This is a genomic window from Cupriavidus respiraculi, assembly GCF_914271545.1.
In the GTDB taxonomy this organism is placed as follows: domain Bacteria; phylum Pseudomonadota; class Gammaproteobacteria; order Burkholderiales; family Burkholderiaceae; genus Cupriavidus; species Cupriavidus respiraculi.
The window spans coordinates 1,450,696-1,466,777 of the sequence record NZ_CAJZAH010000001.1; the positions used below are offsets into that span (position 1 = coordinate 1,450,696).

The 16,082-nt window shown below is 70.1% G+C and carries 14 protein-coding genes; 3 read left to right on the forward strand and 11 right to left on the reverse strand.

Features of this window, described 5'->3' with window-relative positions; genetic code table 11:
• Positions 1–69: 69 nt before the first annotated feature.
• Positions 70–1,206 carry an FAD-dependent monooxygenase gene (locus tag LDO27_RS06470; RefSeq protein ID WP_224040462.1) on the forward strand — a complete coding sequence of 379 codons (1,137 nt, stop codon included), beginning with the start codon at positions 70–72 and terminating at the stop codon, positions 1,204–1,206.
• Positions 1,207–1,279: 73 nt separating this feature from the next.
• On the forward strand, positions 1,280–2,170 hold the full coding sequence (locus LDO27_RS06475; RefSeq protein ID WP_224040464.1) for an IclR family transcriptional regulator: 891 nt from the start codon (positions 1,280–1,282) through the stop codon (positions 2,168–2,170).
• A gap of 6 nt (positions 2,171–2,176) precedes the next feature.
• On the opposite strand, the gene LDO27_RS06480 is transcribed toward LDO27_RS06475, so the two are convergent.
• The 7 genes from LDO27_RS06480 to LDO27_RS06510 form a co-directional block, all read right to left on the reverse strand.
• The gene (locus LDO27_RS06480) at positions 2,177–3,163 is read right to left on the reverse strand and encodes a tripartite tricarboxylate transporter substrate binding protein (RefSeq protein WP_224040466.1); all 987 of its coding nucleotides are present in this window, start codon (positions 3,161–3,163) and stop codon (positions 2,177–2,179) included.
• 58 nt (positions 3,164–3,221) lie between these two features.
• Positions 3,222–4,046: an IclR family transcriptional regulator gene (locus tag LDO27_RS06485; RefSeq protein WP_222204462.1), complete on the reverse strand. Its 825-nt coding sequence runs from the start codon at positions 4,044–4,046 to the stop codon at positions 3,222–3,224.
• Positions 4,047–4,149: 103 nt separating this feature from the next.
• Entirely contained in the window at positions 4,150–5,064 is a 915-nt protein-coding gene (locus tag LDO27_RS06490) for a CoxG family protein (protein WP_224040468.1), read from the reverse strand.
• The gene (locus tag LDO27_RS06495) at positions 5,054–5,536 is read right to left on the reverse strand and encodes a (2Fe-2S)-binding protein (RefSeq protein WP_222204456.1); all 483 of its coding nucleotides are present in this window, start codon (positions 5,534–5,536) and stop codon (positions 5,054–5,056) included. The genes LDO27_RS06490 and LDO27_RS06495 overlap by 11 nt, the downstream gene beginning before the upstream one ends.
• Before the next feature lie 24 nt (positions 5,537–5,560).
• Positions 5,561–6,427, reverse strand: coding sequence for an FAD binding domain-containing protein (locus tag LDO27_RS06500; protein ID WP_224040470.1), 867 nt, complete (start codon positions 6,425–6,427; stop codon positions 5,561–5,563).
• On the reverse strand, positions 6,420–8,768 hold the full coding sequence (locus tag LDO27_RS06505; protein ID WP_377747282.1) for a xanthine dehydrogenase family protein molybdopterin-binding subunit: 2,349 nt from the start codon (positions 8,766–8,768) through the stop codon (positions 6,420–6,422). Before LDO27_RS06505 ends, LDO27_RS06500 begins: the two co-directional genes overlap by 8 nt.
• A gap of 81 nt (positions 8,769–8,849) precedes the next feature.
• Positions 8,850–9,833: a Bug family tripartite tricarboxylate transporter substrate binding protein gene (locus tag LDO27_RS06510; RefSeq protein ID WP_224040472.1), complete on the reverse strand. Its 984-nt coding sequence runs from the start codon at positions 9,831–9,833 to the stop codon at positions 8,850–8,852.
• A 412-nt stretch (positions 9,834–10,245) separates the two neighbouring features.
• Between LDO27_RS06510 and LDO27_RS06515 the strand changes: the two genes are divergently transcribed.
• Positions 10,246–10,803, forward strand: a complete 558-nt coding sequence (locus tag LDO27_RS06515) for a MarR family winged helix-turn-helix transcriptional regulator (protein WP_224040474.1) — start codon at positions 10,246–10,248, stop codon at positions 10,801–10,803.
• A 99-nt stretch (positions 10,804–10,902) separates the two neighbouring features.
• Here the strand turns inward: LDO27_RS06515 and LDO27_RS06520 are convergent, their stop codons facing one another.
• The 4 genes from LDO27_RS06520 to LDO27_RS06535 all read right to left on the reverse strand — a co-directional run bounded on the left by LDO27_RS06520 (position 10,903) and on the right by LDO27_RS06535 (position 15,991).
• Positions 10,903–12,198: an MFS transporter gene (locus LDO27_RS06520; protein WP_224040838.1), complete on the reverse strand. Its 1,296-nt coding sequence runs from the start codon at positions 12,196–12,198 to the stop codon at positions 10,903–10,905.
• Positions 12,199–12,527: 329 nt separating this feature from the next.
• Positions 12,528–13,484: a PDR/VanB family oxidoreductase gene (locus LDO27_RS06525; RefSeq protein ID WP_224040476.1), complete on the reverse strand. Its 957-nt coding sequence runs from the start codon at positions 13,482–13,484 to the stop codon at positions 12,528–12,530.
• A 30-nt stretch (positions 13,485–13,514) separates the two neighbouring features.
• Positions 13,515–14,489: a VOC family protein gene (locus tag LDO27_RS06530; RefSeq protein WP_224040478.1), complete on the reverse strand. Its 975-nt coding sequence runs from the start codon at positions 14,487–14,489 to the stop codon at positions 13,515–13,517.
• Positions 14,490–14,515: 26 nt separating this feature from the next.
• Positions 14,516–15,991: an aldehyde dehydrogenase gene (locus LDO27_RS06535; RefSeq protein WP_224040480.1), complete on the reverse strand. Its 1,476-nt coding sequence runs from the start codon at positions 15,989–15,991 to the stop codon at positions 14,516–14,518.
• Positions 15,992–16,082 lie beyond the last annotated feature (91 nt).

A 16,082-nucleotide genomic window follows, 5' to 3' on the forward strand; every position in this document is an offset into this window, starting at 1 on the left:
TGAACGCCTAGTTCATTTTTGAACGATCACGACGACATCGGCTCTCCGCCGCACCCCGAGGAACGACACATGACAAGCAAACGCATCGCCATCAACGGTGCCGGCATCGGCGGCCTTGCCGCCGCCATCGCCCTGCGCAAGCTCGGCCAGCAGGTGGTGGTCTACGAGCAGGCGCCGCGCTTTGCGCGCGTGGGCGCCGATATCAACCTGACACCGAACGCGGTGCGTGCGCTCGACGGTCTCGGCGTGGGCGCGGCCCTGCGCGAAACGGCGGCGCGCCCCACCGACCGCATCAGCCGCGTGTGGGATACGGGCGAGGAGACGTCGCGGCTCGCGATGTCCGACGAAGCGGAGCGCCGCTACGGCGCGCCGCAGCTGACCATGCATCGCGCCGACCTGATGACGGCGCTGGAGGGGGCCGTGCCGGCCGACTGCGTCAAGCTCGGCCGCAAGGCCGTCGCGGTCGAACGCGACGCGGGCGGCGCCACGCTGCGCTTCGCCGATGGCGGCAGTGAGCGGGTGGATGTGCTGATCGGCGCGGACGGCATCCATTCGACCGTGCGCACGGCGCTGTTCGGGCAGGAGCAGCCGGTCTTCACCGGCGTGGTGGCCTATCGCGCGGTGGTCCCGGCCGAGCGGCTGGCAGGCGTGCCCAACCTGAACGCCTTCACCAAATGGTGGGGACCGGACGAGTTCACGCAGATCGTCACGTTTCCGCTCAACCGCGGGCGGGACATCTTTATCTTCGCCACCGAGGCGCGCGAAACGTGGAGCCTGGAATCGTGGACCACTCCCGGGCGCGTCGAAGACCTGCGCGCCGCCTATGCAGGCTTTCATCCGGAGGCGCGCGCGCTGCTGGATGCCTGCGACGACGTGCTGATCTCCGCGCTCTATGTCCGCGACCCGCTGCCCGCCTGGTCCGCCGGACCCGTCACGCTGATGGGCGATGCCTGCCATCCGATGATGCCGTTCATGGCGCAGGGCGCGGGCATGGCGATCGAGGACGGCGTGGTGCTGGCCCGCTGCCTGGCCGAGGCCGGCGACGCCGGCGGCGCCATCGAGGCCGCGCTCGCGCGTTATCAGCGCGCCCGCCAGGACCGTACCGCCCGCATCCAGATCGGCTCGCGCGGCAATGCCTGGCTCAAGAGCGGCGGCAATGCCGACTGGGTGTACGAGTACGACGCCTGGCAGGTGCCGCTGCAGTGAACCAGCGGTTATCCTCGCGGTCTGCGCAACGCGCCGGCAGCGCAAGACCATCGCCACACGACTCCAGGACCGCATGCCCAAGACCGCCCCGACCCGACTCACCCGCGCCACACCGGACGCCGCCACATCGGACGTCGAGGACGACAGCGATGCCAGAGGCCAGGCGCTGGTCTCGCCGGTGATCCGGGCGCTGCGCCTGCTGCGCTATATCGCCGAGGGCGGCTCGACGGCCAATCTGAGCGAGGTGGGCCGGCGCATCGATGTGAACCGCGTGACCGTGATGCGCCTGCTGGCAACGCTGGAGCACGAGGGCATGCTGGAGCGGCTGCCGCACGGCGGCCACGCGCTGGGCGGGGAGTTCCTCAAGCTGTCGTCGCTGGTGCTGGCCAGCGACGACCTGACCGGTTTCGCGCGCCGCATCCTGGCGCGGCTGAGCGCCTCGCTCGGGCTGTCGGCCTATCTCGGCGTGCCCGACGGCGGCCATGTCGTCTATCTGCTGCGCGAGATGCCCAACACCCCGCTGGTCAGCCATATCCAGATCGGCAGCCGCGTGCCGGCGCACCTGACCACGCCGGGGCGGATGCTGATCGCGCATCTGGACCCCAGGACGCTGCGCGAGCGGCTGGGCGACGATCCGCTGCCCACGGTCACCGGGCAGAGCGCCGCCACGCATGCCCGGCTGGCGGAGATCCTCGCCGCGGACCGCGAGCGCGGCTGCGCCTGGAGTTTTTCGGCCTTCGAACCGGGTATCGATTCCTGCGCGGCAGCGGTGCGCGACGCCAGCGGCGACGTGATCGCCGCCATCAGCGTTGCCGGGCCGCAGCAGTGCTTCGAGCGGGACGGTGCGCTGCGCGAGCGCACCGAGTTGGAAGTGAAGCAGGCCGCGGCCGAGCTGTCGATGCTGCTGGGCTACCGGGAGGCGGTGGCGCAGGCCGCGCCCAGAACCGCGCGGCGCCAGCGCTGAGCCGCGCTACTCCGCGGTGATGCCGTTGGCGCGGATCAGCTTCGCCCAGTCCGCCGTTTCGTCGCGAATGCGCGATGCGAGCGCATCGGGCGTGCTGGCGATCGGCTCCATGCCCTGCCGTTGCAAGTCCGCGCGCACCGCAGGCGTATTGAAAACCTCGCGCACCTGCGCGTAGAGCGCATCGACGGCGGCGGGCGGCGTGGCGCGCGGCGCCAGCAGCGCGTACCACGAGCTCACCTCGATACCGGCAAACCCCTGTTCGGCCAGCGACGGCACGTTGGGCGCCGCGGGCGAGCGCTTGCCCTGCGTCACCGCCAGCGCGCGCAACGCGCCGGACTGGATAAACGGCGCCAGCGTCGGCAGCGTGCCGAACAGCACCGGCACCTGACCGCCCACCACATCGTTCAGCGCCTGCGTCGTGCCCTTGTACGGCACGTGCAGCATCGCGATGCCCGCCTGTTGCGCGAACAGCTCCCCGGCCAGATGCAGGCCGCTGCCGACGCCCGGGCTGGCATACCCGAGCGGCGCCTTGCGGGCAGCGGCCTCCTTGCCCAGGCGCACGAGCTCCTGCACCGAGCGCGCCTGCACCGAGGGATTGACGGCCAGCACGTTGGGCGAGCCGGCCAGCAGCGATACCGGACGGAAATCGCGCTCGACGTTGTACGACAGCGCGGGGAACAGCGTGGGGTTGATGGTGAGGTTGCCCGCGGGCGCGACCAGCAGCGTGCAGCCGTCGCCCGCGGCACGCCGGACCGTATCGATGCCGATATTGCCGTTGGCGCCCGGCTTGTTGTCGACGATGACCGTGGTGGCCTGGCGCTGCTGCAAGCCGTGGCCCAGCGTGCGGGCAAGCAGGTCGGCGGGGCCGCCGGCCGGGAACGGCACGACGATGCGCAGCGTGCCGCAGGCGGGGGCGGCCTGTGCCGCGGTACTGGCGGCGGCGGTGACGCAGGCGGCGAGCGTCAGGGCGGCGAAGGCGGGGCGGGAAGACATCGGGCTAAGTCCGTTCGTTGCGTTCTGAAATGCGGGCGCCGGCCCAATTCGCGCCCCCTCAGCCGAGCCGCGCGGCCCGTTCGGGCAGTGGCGGGCGGTAGTCGAGCAGGCGCGACAGTTCGGCGGCGGCCTCGCGCACGCGCTCGACCATCACGTCCAGCTTGTCGGGGTCGATGCGCGATGCCGGAATGGTGGCGCCCATGGCCGCCACCACCTTGCCGCTGCGGTCGCGCACCGGCGCGGCGATGCTGGAGATGCTCGCTTCGAAGAAGCCCTCCTGCAGCACGAAGCCGCGCTCGCGGTCGCGCTGCACCATCTCGTGGAGTTCCTCCACGGTGCGCGGCGTGCTGTCGGAAAACACTTCGAGCTGCGGCTCCGGATACAGGTGGCGCAGCTCGTCCAGCGTCAGGTCCTCCAGCAGCACGCGGCCGAGCACGGTGGCGTGCGCGGGCAGCCGGGTGCCGACATTGACGTTGCTGGCGAACGGCGTCGGGGCGACCGACTTGGCGACATAGACGATGGAGCGCCCGTCGCGCACCACCAGGTTGCAGGGGAACTGGATCTCGTCGCGCAGCCGGTCCAGCAGCGGGCGGCCCAGCTCGGTCAGCTCCAGCGAGGCGAGGAATTCGAAGCCCAGCCGCAGCACGGCCATGCCCAGGCGAAACTCGCGGCCGCCCTCGGTGCGCTCCACGAACCCCATCATTTCCAGCGTGGCCAGCAGGCGGAACACGGTCGAGCGCGGCACCTTGAGCCGGCGCGCCAGTTCCGCCGCGGACAGCTGGCGCTCCTGGCGGCTGAACTCGCCCAGCAGGCGCAGCCCGCGCTCCAGGCCCGGCACGATATAGCGTTCCTGCAGGTCTTCCGGCGATGAAGGCGTGGTCATGTTGCGAACTTGAGATGGCAGGGGATCAAACTGTTCCATATACCATGCCCGGCCGGCGTGCGGAACCCGGGCAGCGGATGGCAAGCGTACCCCCAACACCCCGCTATGGCTTCAGGTAGTCCCGCAGCCACGCGGAACACGCCTGCGCATGCTGCACGGGCCAGCGCACGGTGATGGTCTCGCCGGGGCGGCGCACCTCGATGCAGATATCGCTCAGCGGCCCGCGCGCCGTCGCGACGGCGGGGCGGCCCAGCAGACGCGACAGCCAGCCGCCGCCATGGGCGGCGGGCTGCGCGGCCGGCGCCTGCGGCGCCATCGTGGCGTCATCCGCCGCGGGCATCGGCGCGGGAGCCGGTTGCGCGGGCGACGGGGCGATGGCGGGGCCGCGGGCGGTGGCGGCATCGAAGGCGGTATCGGCGACCGCTTCGGCCACGCGCTTCGGCCCGGAGGCGACAGCCGCCCCGCTCGCCGCGCGGGGCGCGGCCGACGCGGTCGGCTCGGTGGCGGCCGCTGAGCGCGCGGGCGCGGCCGCCGGGGCCGGGGGCGCGCTGGCGCACTGCCGGGCCCCGTCCGGATTCTCCAGCCGTGCCACCAGGTTCTGGCAGAACTCGTCCCACATGCGGTCGGCCTTCGTCTTCATGATGCTCAGCCCGAACGTGCCGAGCCGGCCCAGCACCTCGACCTGGACCTTGGCGCGCAGCTCGGTGCGGCCGTCGGGCAGCTCGGTCAGGAAGATCTCGCTTTCCTGCTTCAGCGAACTGGCGACCGAGGCGTCCTCGCCGGTGCCTTCGCTGCGCAGGTAGTGCGGCGCGCGCATCTCGACGATATGCGTCTTGATGCGGAAACGCGCGCTGATGAAGGCGATCTTCACCTGGATATGCGAGACGTATTCGACGTCGCTGATCACCTCGATCGATTGCATGCCGGGCACGCAGGCGCCCATCACGTTGGGGTCGAGCAGCAGTTGCCAGATGCCGGCCGCCGGGGCCGCCACGGTCAGGGTCTTTTCAATTTCCACGCAGTTTCTCCGCGGCGCACAAGACCGATTCGACGATGCCCATATAGCCGGTGCAGCGGCACAGGTTGCCGTTGAGGCCGGCCCGGACTTCCTCTTCGGTGGGATTGGGGTTGTGCGCCAGCAGCGCGCACGAGGTCATCAGAAAGCCGGGGGTGCAATAGCCGCACTGGAGCCCGCCGTGTTCCATGAAGCATTGCTGCAGCGGATGCAGCTCGCCGTCCCTGGCCAGACCTTCGACCGTGGTGACCGACTTGCCGTCCACCTGCACCGCCAGCATCAGGCAGGACTTGACGACCTCGCCGTCCACCAGCACCGAGCAGGCACCGCAGATGCCGGTCTCGCAGCCGCGCTTGGTGCCGGTCAGATGCAGATCGTCGCGCAGCAGGTCCGACAGCATGCGGCGCGCCGGCACCTCCACCTGCTGCGGCTCGCCGTTGACCGTGACCTCGATTGTGAGTTTGTTCGTGCCCATAGGGGTTTCCTTGTTCCGCTTGCCTTATTCCGATAGCTGGCCGAAGAGCCCCGCGATGGTCCGGCACGCCACCACGCGCACCATCTCGCGGCGATAGGCGGCGTCGCCGCGCTGGTCCGAGACCGGCTCGATGTCGGCGGCGACGATCTCGGCCGCCTGCGCGGCCACGTCGGCGGTCACGGTCCTGCCCTCGAGGAACGCTTCCGCGCGCGGCAGCCGCGTCGGAATCGGGGTCGAGGCGCCGACCGCGATCCGGGCCTGCCGGCAGACGCCGCCGGCCCGGCGCACGACCAGCGCCACGCTGGCCAGCGGACGATGCTCGGCCGCCGTGCGCAAGAAGCGCGAGTACTGGCCGTCCATGTCCGGCGTTGGCGCGGGCACGCGGATCTCGGTGACGATCTCGTCCGGCTGCAGCGCGGTGGTGTAGTAGTCGACCAGGAAGTCCTCGATGCGCAGCACGCGCTCGCCGTGCAGGCCGCTGAGGACGACCTTGGCCTGCAGCGCCATCAGGCACCCGGGCGGATCGGTGGAGGGGTCGGCGTAGCAGAGGTTGCCGCCGAGGGTGCCCTGGTTGCGGACCTGCGGATTGGCCACGCGCGCCGCCATGCTGGCCAGCATGGGGTAGTGAGCCTGCACCACCGGCGAGCGCGCCACGTCGGCGTGGCGCGCCAGCGCGCCGATGCGCAGGCCAACGTCCGCGTCGAAGCGGATGGCGCGCAGCGCTTCGAGGCGGCCCAGCGAGACGAGATGCGAGGGCGTGAGCATGCGCTGGCGCATGCCCAGCATCAGGGCCGTGCCCCCCGCGAAGACGCGGCAGTCGTCGCCGAGGTCGGCCAGCATGCGGCTTGCCTCCGCGACGGAGGCGGGCTGAAGGAACTCAAAGTCACGCATGCTGGGACACCTCGTGCTGCGGCGCTTGCCGCTGTTGCCGTCCATCGCGCTCGGCCAGCGCGGCCAGCACCTTCTCGGGGGTGATGGGCAGCGAGTTGATCCGCACGCCGATGGCGTCGTACACCGCGTTCGCGATGGCCGCCGCACCGGGCAGGATGGCCGTCTCGCTGGCGCCCTTGGCGCCGTAGGGCCCGTTGGGATCGTTGGACTCGATCAGGCCGGTGCGCAGCGCGGGCACCGCGTCGGCCGTGGGCATGGTGTAGTCCGCGAAATTGCCGTTGAGAATGCGGCCGTCCTCGACCTGCACATGCTCGTAGAGGGCCCAGCCGATCGCCTGTACCGCCGCGCCATGCGTCTGCCCGTGGATGGCGAGCGGATTGATGGCCTTGCCGCAGTCGTCCGAGATAAAGGTATCCACCACGGTTACCTGGCCCGTCCTGGTGTCGACCTCGACCTCCACCGTCTGCGCCGCGAAGGAATAGGCCGGCGCGATATTGCCGTAGTAGTCGTTGTCGTGGTTGACGGTGGGCGCGTCGTAGCTGGCACGCACGTACAGCCCTTCGCCGCCCTGGCGCCAGATCAGGGCCCGCGCGATATCGCCGATGGGCATGCGCTGGCTGTCGTCGCCGCGCCGGACGATGACGCCGTCGACGATGTCCAGCTCGGCCGGCGTGGCCGCCCATTTGTCGGCCGCGGCCGCCAGCAGCGTCTCGCGCGCCTCGCGCGCGGCGCGCAGCACCGCGTTGCCGGCGATGATGGTGACGCGCGAGGCCAGCGTGCCGATGCAGAAGGGCGACGTATCGGTATCCGGCACCGTGACCATGACATGCGACAGCGGCACGCCCAGTTCCTGCGCGCAGATCTGGCTGAGCATTGTGTTGGCGCCCTGCCCCATGTCGCATTCGCCCGTGACCAGCATCACCCGGCCGTCCTCGTTCACCTTGAGCAGGATGGTCGAGCCGTCCCAGTTGCCCATGGTGCGGTTGCCGCTCACGTGCATGGCGGCCGCGAGGCCCACACCGCGGCGCTTGCTGCCGGGCCGGTCGCGGCCGGCCGCGGCGGCGCCTTCGGCCTGCCTCCCGGCGCGCCGCGCCTGCCAGCCGATGGCCTCGCACGCCTGCTCCAGGCACTCGACCAGCCCGGCGCTGCCGAAGCGCCAGCCATGCACGCTGGTATCCCCCGCGCGCACCGCGTTGATCCGGTGCAGCTCCAGCGGATCCATGCCGATCATCCCCGCAAGCATGGTCAGGTGGCTGTTCAGCGGAAACAGCATCTGCTGTCCGCCGAAGCCGCGAAACGCACCGCGCGGCGGATTGTTCGTATAGACCAGCACGGCATCGGAGCGCACGTTCTCGATGCGGTGCATGTTGTCGCTGCGCATCGCGCTGACATGCATGACGTCGCCGGCCAGTCCCTGGTACGCGCCGCACTCGGCGGTGATGCGCACGTCCTTGGCCACGATGCGGCCATCGGCCGCCACGCCCATGCGCAGCCACACGCGCGCGGGCACGCTGGAGCGTGCCCCGAGGAAATCCTCCAGGCGGTTGTTGACCAGCCGCACCGGGCGCGTGAGCCGCGTGGCGAGGAAGGCGGCGATCAGGCTGTTGCTCTCCTCGACAATCTTGCCGCCGAAGCCGCCGCCAGTGGTGGCCTGGATCACGCGGATGGTCGAGGCCGGACGGTCCAGCGCCTCGGCCAGCCGCGCCCGCGCAAGGAACACCGACTGCGTGGAGGTCCATACCGTGAGCCGGTCGTTGCCATCGGTCGCGGCCACGGTCGCCATCGGTTCCAGGTAGCCCGGGTATTGCGACTGCACCTCGTAGGTGGCCTCGTACACCGCGGCCGCCTGCGCGAAGCCCGCTTCGACGTCGCCGCGCGCGATCTGGATGCGGTGGGCAACATTGCCGGTGTCCGGCTGCACCTGCACCGCGCCGGGCGCGAGCGCTTCGTCGGTGCTCAGCACGGCGGGCAGCACCTCGTACTCGACGTGGATCAGGTCGAGCGCATCGCGCGCCGTCTCCTCGTCCACCGCCACCACCGCAGCGACCTCCTCGCCGGTGAAGCGAACCACATCGGTGGCGAGGATGCGTTGCTCCTTGCGGTGGATGCCCCACCGGCGCGCCGGCGTGTCGGCACCGGTCACCACCAGCCGGACGCCGGGCAGCGCCGCGGCGGCGGCCGTGTCGATACGTACGATGCGGGCGTGCGGATAAGGGCTGCGCAATACCTTGGCATGCAGCATGCCGGGCAGCTTGATATCGCCGGCGTACTGCGCGCGGCCCAGCACCTTCTCTCGTGCTGTTACTTGCGGGGTGGAAACCCCCACGGTCGACTGGCTCAAGCCGATCTCCTGCTGATGGGATGCAATGCCGGCGGCCGTGCCCCCCGGGCGGGCCGCCGGCGCACGGGGCCGCGCCGCGGCCTATTCGGCGGTGATGCCGAATTCCTTGATGACCTTGCCCAGGCGTTCGTAGTCCGACGCGTTGACCCGATCGAGCACCGCGGGCGCGCCGCCCACCGGCGCCGCGCCGAAGGTCGCCATCTTCTCGGCGATCTCCGGCATCTTCACGATGTCGTTGAGCTGGTCGTTGAGCACCTTGACGATGTCCGCGGGCGTGCCCTTGGGCGCCATCACGCCATGCCAGGCGCCGACCACCACGTCCTTGTAGCCAAGCTCGGCCAGCGTCGGCACGTTGGGCAGCAGGGGCGTGCGGCGGGCGTCGGTGACGGCGAGCGCAATCAGCTTGCCGGTATTGATGTACTGCGCGACGGGACCGAGCGTGACGTAGGCAAAGTTCACGTGACCGGCCACCACATCGTTGACCGCCGGCGCCACGCCGCGGTACGGCACGTGCTGGATCTGCACGCCCGCCGCGCGGTTGAGCCATTCGCCGGCGATATGCATCGGCGATCCGGCGCCCGGGCTGCCGTAGGTGAAGGACTTGCCGGCCTTCGCGGCGGCGATCATCTCCTTCGCGGTCTTGACGCCCGCGGACGGATGCGCGACCAGGATCACCGCCTGCGTGCCGGTCTGGGCCACCGGCGTAAAGCCATTGAGGGGATCGTAGCTATTGGCGGGCGCCAGCCGCAGCACCATCGGCGCCACCGTGAACGGGTTCGGCGTGAACAGCAGCGTGTAGCCGTCGGGCGCGGCACGGCCGACATAGGTGTTGCCGACCACCCCACCGGCACCGGGCCGGTTCTCCACGATCACCGGCTGCTTCAGGCGGGCGGACAGCTTGTCCGCATACATGCGCGCCATCGCATCGGTATCGCCGCCGGGCGGATAGGCGACGACCATGGTGATCGGCTTGCTCGGATAAGGGGCGGCTACCGCGGCGCTGGCCGCTCCCAGGCCGAGCAGCAATAGGGTGGCGCCGACAAAGTGTCTGCGGGCGTGTCTCATCAACGGCTCCTGTGAGGGCGCTCCACCGCTCAGGGCATCGGTGGAGACAAGGGGTGGGCTCGTGCACGCGCTCTCTGTCGCGTTTTATATATGGAACTGTGGTTTGTATTGGGAACGCACCAACCCATCGTAGGCGCTGCTTATTGATCGCTCAACTTGCGCAAAACCCTAATTGACCCGCTTGCTTTTCTATTAGCGTTTTTTGGAAAAGCGGGGCGACTGGCTGCACCATGACCTGCCACGCCACGTCGCTCGCGGACGGGAATGGCGCGCTCCGGCGCCTGTCCGGCACCGCGTGCGGGCGCGCCGCACCAGCGTGGCCCGGCGCCCGCACGATGGCCCGGCACGGTGCGCTATGGGACAATCCCCGGCTTTGGCTTTTGCGCCACATCTCCCGCCCGGGATCCAACCGATGACACAAGACCGCAAGCCGGCAACGACGCGGCCCGACTCCCCGGGCACGCCCTGGACGGACCTGGACGAGGCGGGCAGCGGCCTCACCGTCGACAACTTTCTGACGACGATGCTGAGCCAGCTCGTCACGGCGCTACGGCACAGCGTGACGCTGCCCTACGCCGAACAGTTTTCGCTGACGGTGCCCGAATGGCGGCTGCTGGCCCTGCTGGCCCACACCGGGCCGATCTCGTTCAGCGAGCTGGTACGGCTGTCGACGTCGGACAAGGCGCTGGTCAGCCGCGCGCTGCGGATGCTGGAGGGCCGGGAACTGGTGACGCTGGAAGCGGAAGGCAATACGCCCCGCAAGAAGCTGAACTGCACGATCACCCAGCAGGGGTTGGACCTGCATGCGCGGATCATGCCGATCGCGCGGCGCGAACAGGCGGCGGTGCTGCGGCTACTGGAGCCGGCGGAGCGCGAGGCGCTGTACCTGGCGCTCAGGAAGCTGCATTCGCGTTGTGTGGTCGGCGAGGACGAGGGCGCCGGGAAGGCGCTGCTGCCGGGGGAACAGTAAGGCGGGAAACGCACCATCGTCGCCCCCGCTTTCGCGGGAGCGACGTGATGGGCGCGGGAACGACGGGATGGCCCGGCCAGCCTTCAGCCGTTCAGGCGTTCAGGCCTCCAGTTCCTCCAGCACCTTGCCCTTGGTCTCGATCGAGAAGAACTGGATCGTCAGCGCAGCGAGCAGCGGCACCAGCGCGAGCACCAGGAATGCCACCGCCAGGTTGCCGCTGCCGATGGTGCTGGCGATCAGCGAGGGCGCGAAGATGGCCGCGATCTTCAGCCACGCGCCGCCCAGCCCGCATCCCATCGCCCGCACGCTGGTCGGATACAGCTCGGGCGTGTAGACATAGGCGGTGATGAAGCCGCTGGCGAGAAAGCCCAGCGCGAAGGCGCACAGCGTGGCCACGACATAGACCGACGAGGCGTGGAACACGCCCGCGGCCGCCAGCGACAGCGCGCACAGCACGAAGGACACGCAGATCACCGGCTTGCGCCCCACCCTGTCCACCACCATCGCGCACACCAGCGAGCCGACCACGCCGAGCACCGAAGCGCCCGCGGCCAGGTTCAGCGCGACCTGCAGCGGCGCGTGATAGACGGTCTTGTAGATGGTCGGCAGCCACGTGGACAGCCCGTACTGGATAAAGCCGCAGGTGGCCCACAGCATCCAGACGGACACCGTGCGGCCCAGATACGCGCGGCTGACCAGGTCGCGCACGCGGCGGCGCGGATGCGTGCCGCTCATGGCCTCGAAGCGGCCGACATCGCCCACCGGCGGCAGCGGCTGGCGCGAGGCGCGCTCGAAACCCTGCATGGCGGCATCGGCCTCGGCCATGCGGCCCTTTTCGGCGAGCCAGCGCGGCGATTCGGGAATGACCTTGCGCAGCAGGAACACCAGCACGATGGGCACGCCGCCGATGAAGTACATCACCTCCCAGCCGTGGCGGGGCACCAGCCACGCGCCCACCGCGTTGGAGATCAGCAGGCCGATGGGGAACACCACCTCGTACAGGATCACGAAGCGGCCGCGGCCATGGGCACGCGTGACCTCGTTGATATAGGTCGCGGCCACCGGCAGCTCGCCGCCCAGGCCCAGCCCTTGCACGATGCGCAGCAGCGCGAACACCTCGAACGACGGCGCGAAGCCGCAGGCGATGCTCATCAGGCCGATGATGCCCGCGCTCCAGGCGATGGAATGCAGGCGGCCATAGCGCTCCGCCAGCCAGGGAAACAGCAGCGCGCCGATCAGCTGCCCGACCGCCGGCGCGGCAATCAGAAAGCCGATCTGGCCCGGCGTGAGCGACCACTGCGTGATCAGCAGCGGCAGCGTGGCGGCGATCGCGATGACGTCGAACCCGTCGAAGAAGGTGGCCAGCCCGATCAGCAGCCGCGCCTTGACGTGCATGCCGTTGCTGGGCAGGCGCTCGATGCGGGCGACGATCTCGCCGCGGGTGGCATTGGCGGCGCCGCTCGCCGCCTCGCTGGCGGCATGGGGATGCGCGCCGGCGTCGGCGACGCCGGAAGGCGCCGTCGCGGGCGCGCTGGCAGCAGCCAGTTGTTGTCGTTCGGAAAACACGTGATGACTTCCAGTGAGGCCGGGGGCGCGGCGGGCGCATCGGCGCATGGAGGGCCGCGCCGCCGCGCGGGCGGGAACGGCAAGACAGGCCGGCGCACAGGCGCGGCGGCGAAGTGCGCCGGGTGGACCCGGCGCGGTCGGGCGGTACTGCGGGAGTGCTACAGCTCCAGCACCAGGCGCTTGCCCTTGCAGCCGGAGACGCAGACCATCATGGTGCGGTTGGACTCGCGCTCGCTCTTGCTCAGGACGCTGTCGCGATGGTCCGGCTCGCCCTCGAGCACCCGCGTCTCGCACGAGCCGCACACGCCTTCGCGGCAGCTGTATTCGACGCTGACGCCGGCCTCCAGCAGCGCATCGAGCAGCGACTTGCCGGCAGGCACGCGCACGTCGGTACCGGTGTTCGACAGCGCGACCGTGTACTCGCCCTCCTGCACCGCCTCGACGGACGGATCCGCGGCGAAGCGCTCGATATGCACGTTGGGATAGCCGTGGGCCGCGCAGGCGGCCTCGAAGGCATTGAGCATCGGGCCGGGGCCGCAGCAGTAGAAATGCGTGCCGGCATCCTGGCCCGCCAGCAGCGCCGCCAGGTCCGGCGGGCTGCCTGCCTCGTCGTCGAAGTGCAAGCGCACCGCATCGCCATAACCCTCCAACTGCCCGACGAACGCCGCCTCGGCGCGCGAGCGCGCGCAGTACAGCAGCGTAAAGGAGCGGCCCAGCTCCGACAGCCGGCGTGCCATGCAGGCGATCGGCGTCACGCCGATGCCGCCGGCCACCAGCACCGTATGCGCGGCGCTCTCGTCGAGCTCGAAGTGGTTGCGCGGCGCGGCCACCGGCAACGTGGCGCCGACGCGCAGTTGTTCGTGCACGTAGCGCGAGCCGCCGCGGCTGCCGCGGTCGAGCAGCACGCCCACCGTATAGCGGTCGCGCACTTCCGGCGCGCCGCACAGGGAATAGCTGCGCACCAGGCCGTTGCCGAGGTGCAGGTCGATATGCGCGCCGGGCGCGTAGGCGGGCAGTTCGCCGCCGGCCGGGTCCTGCAGTTCGACGCTGACGACGCCGCGCGCCTCGAAGCGCATGGCCTGTACGCGCAGCGTCAGGGTGGGGCTGGAACTCATCACTCGTCCTTCACTGTCGATTCGCCGCGGTCAGCGCTTTTCCGTCAGGAACTTGCCGGCGGGGCCGCCTGCGTTCTTCTGGCGCCGCGTGTTGCCGTCGATGCCGCCCTCGATCGCCCACTCGGCGAACATGGTCGGCCCCGGCTCGAAGGAGCGCGGCTCCCAGTGCTCGTCGAGCTGGTCCTCGTCGGCGTAGTACTCGATCAGGCCGCCGGCCGGATTCCTGAAGTACCAGAAGTAGGCCGACGAGATCGGATGCCGGCCCGGACCCAATTGGGTATCCCAGCCGGTACGGGACATATGCATGCCGCCGCCGAACACCTCGTGGATATCGCGCACCGTGAAGGCCACGTGGTTCAGCCCGCTCTTGGGCTCGGGCAACTGCAGCAGGAACAGATCGTGGTGGCCGCCCTCGGGCGCGCAGCGCAGGAAGGCGCCGCGCTCCGGATAGCGGTCCGACGCCACGAAGCCGAACTTCTCCACATAGAAGCGCTCGGTGGCCTTCACGTCCTTGACGAAGAACACCACGTGGCCGACCTCGATCGGCGTGGCGCGCTCGTAGATGGGGCTGCGCTGGTTCCTGCGCGGCTTGGACGCCCACGTATTCATCAGCGCGCACTCCACCTGGACCTCATGCTTGCGCGTGAGCTGAAAGCGCACGGCGAGCCCGTTCGGATCGGTGCAGCCCACGCGCAGGCGCTCGCCTTCGCCCTCGCGGACAAAGGTCGGCTCGGCGGCGATTCCCTCGGCGATGCGATCCAGCGCCGCCTGCGTGTCCACGCCCCACACCACCTCGCGCAGCGTCGGCCCGGCTTCCATCGCGGGCGGCAGCGACGGGTCGTCGATGCGGCGCACCAGCACGCGGCAGCCGTTCAGCGTTTCGAAGTCCAGGCCCTGCGCGTCGTCGCGCTTGACGGTGAGGCCCCAGTCGGAAAAGAAGCCCCGGCAGGCGTCGAAGTCATCGGCGCCATAGACGATCTCGTCGATGCCAAGTACATGGTTCATAGCGTTCTCCTGCAGCGCCGCCGGGCTCAGTTGGCCCACGGCAGCGGTTGTTCATTCATGCCCCAGTACACGCTCTTCTGTTCCATGTACTGGAGGATGCCCAGACGCCCCTTCTCGCGGCCCAGGCCGCTGTCGCGCCAGCCGCCGAACGGCGTCGAAATAGAGAATTGCTTGTAGGTATTGATCCACACATTGCCCGCCTGCACGGCGCGGGCAATGCGCCAGGCGCGCTTGTAGTCGCGCGTCCACACCCCGGCGGCCAGCGCGTAGACGCTGTCGTTGGCCTGGGCGATCAGGTCTTCCTCGTTGTCGAACGGCATGGCCACCAGCACCGGTCCGAAGATTTCCTCCTGGCAGATGCGGGCCTGGTTATCCAGCCCCTCGATGATGGTCGGCGTATAGAAGTAGCCGTTCTCGCAGCCGGCCACGTTCGGACGCAGGCCGCCCGTGCGCAGCTGGCCGCCTTCCTGCACGCCCAGCGCGACGAACGACTCGATGCTGTCGCGATGGCGGTCGGTGATGAGGGGGCCCATCTGCGTGCGCTCGTCGGCCGGATCGCCCACCCGCAGGTGCGCGGCGCCGGCGGCGAGGCGGTCCATGAACGGCTCGTACAGCGCGCGCGCGACGAACAGCCGCGAGCCGGCGATGCACGATTCGCCGGACGAACTGAAGATGCCGTACAGGACGCCGTTGACCGCGTGGTCCAGATCGGCATCCTCCAGCACCATCGTGGGCGACTTGCCGCCCAGCTCCAGCGACACCGGCATCATCTTGTCGGCGGCGATATGCGCGATATGGCGGCCGGTGGTGGTGCCGCCGGTAAACGACACGCGCTTGACCAGCGGGTGCTTGGTGATCGCGTCGCCGATCACCGAGCCCTTGCCCGGCAGCACGCTGATCAGCCCCTTGGGCACGCCGGCCTCCTCGCAGATGGCCGCCAGCTCCAGCGCCATCAGCGGCGTGATCTCGGCCGGCTTGACCACCACGGCATTGCCGGCGGCCAGCGCCGGCGCCATCTTCTGCGCTTCGCTGGCGATGGGCGAGTTCCACGGCGTGATGGCCGCGACCACGCCCATCGGCTCGTACACGCTCATCGTCAGGCAGTCGCCACGGGCGGGCGTCAGCGTTTCCTCCAGCGTCTCGCAGGCGGCGGCGAAGAACTGGAACGTGCCGGCGGCGCTGGCGACCAGCGCGCGGGTCTCGCTGATGGGCTTGCCGTTGTCCAGCCGCTGGCGCTGCGCCAGCGGCTCGGCGCGGGCGCGGATCAGCTCGGCGATGCGGTACAGCACCGCGGCCCGCTCGTGCGGCTTGCGCTGGGCCCAGCCGCTGGTCACGAAAGCGCGCTGCGCGCCCTGCACCGCCTCTTCGACGTCGGCGAGGCTCGCGGCGTTGAGCTCGGCCACCACTTCGCCCGTGGCGGGATAGCGGGTGGCATAGCGGTCGCCCGTGCCCAGGCGCCATTGGCCGGCGATGCAGATGGGGAGAAGTTCTTGCTGGTTCATCGTTTGCTCGGTGACGCCTGGCTGGCGCCGTCCGCCGCGGTGGCGGGCCGGCGCTGGCTGGTGATGGCTGTTGCTCGTCGATACTCGGTAA

Bases quoted from the DNA above. Each gene is read 5' to 3' on its own strand.
- LDO27_RS06470 (WP_224040462.1), top strand. From the start codon at position 70: ATGACAAGCAAACGCATCGCCATCAACGGTGCCGGCATCGGCGGCCTT.
- LDO27_RS06475 (WP_224040464.1), top strand. From the start codon at position 1,280: ATGCCCAAGACCGCCCCGACCCGACTCACCCGCGCCACACCGGACGCC.
- LDO27_RS06480 (WP_224040466.1), bottom strand. From the start codon at position 3,163: ATGTCTTCCCGCCCCGCCTTCGCCGCCCTGACGCTCGCCGCCTGCGTC.
- LDO27_RS06485 (WP_222204462.1), bottom strand. From the start codon at position 4,046: ATGACCACGCCTTCATCGCCGGAAGACCTGCAGGAACGCTATATCGTG.
- LDO27_RS06495 (WP_222204456.1), bottom strand. From the start codon at position 5,536: ATGGGCACGAACAAACTCACAATCGAGGTCACGGTCAACGGCGAGCCG.
- LDO27_RS06500 (WP_224040470.1), bottom strand. From the start codon at position 6,427: ATGCGTGACTTTGAGTTCCTTCAGCCCGCCTCCGTCGCGGAGGCAAGC.
- LDO27_RS06510 (WP_224040472.1), bottom strand. From the start codon at position 9,833: ATGAGACACGCCCGCAGACACTTTGTCGGCGCCACCCTATTGCTGCTC.
- LDO27_RS06515 (WP_224040474.1), top strand. From the start codon at position 10,246: ATGACACAAGACCGCAAGCCGGCAACGACGCGGCCCGACTCCCCGGGC.
- LDO27_RS06520 (WP_224040838.1), bottom strand. From the start codon at position 12,198: ATGCACGTCAAGGCGCGGCTGCTGATCGGGCTGGCCACCTTCTTCGAC.
- LDO27_RS06525 (WP_224040476.1), bottom strand. From the start codon at position 13,484: ATGAGTTCCAGCCCCACCCTGACGCTGCGCGTACAGGCCATGCGCTTC.
- LDO27_RS06530 (WP_224040478.1), bottom strand. From the start codon at position 14,489: ATGAACCATGTACTTGGCATCGACGAGATCGTCTATGGCGCCGATGAC.
- LDO27_RS06535 (WP_224040480.1), bottom strand. From the start codon at position 15,991: ATGAACCAGCAAGAACTTCTCCCCATCTGCATCGCCGGCCAATGGCGC.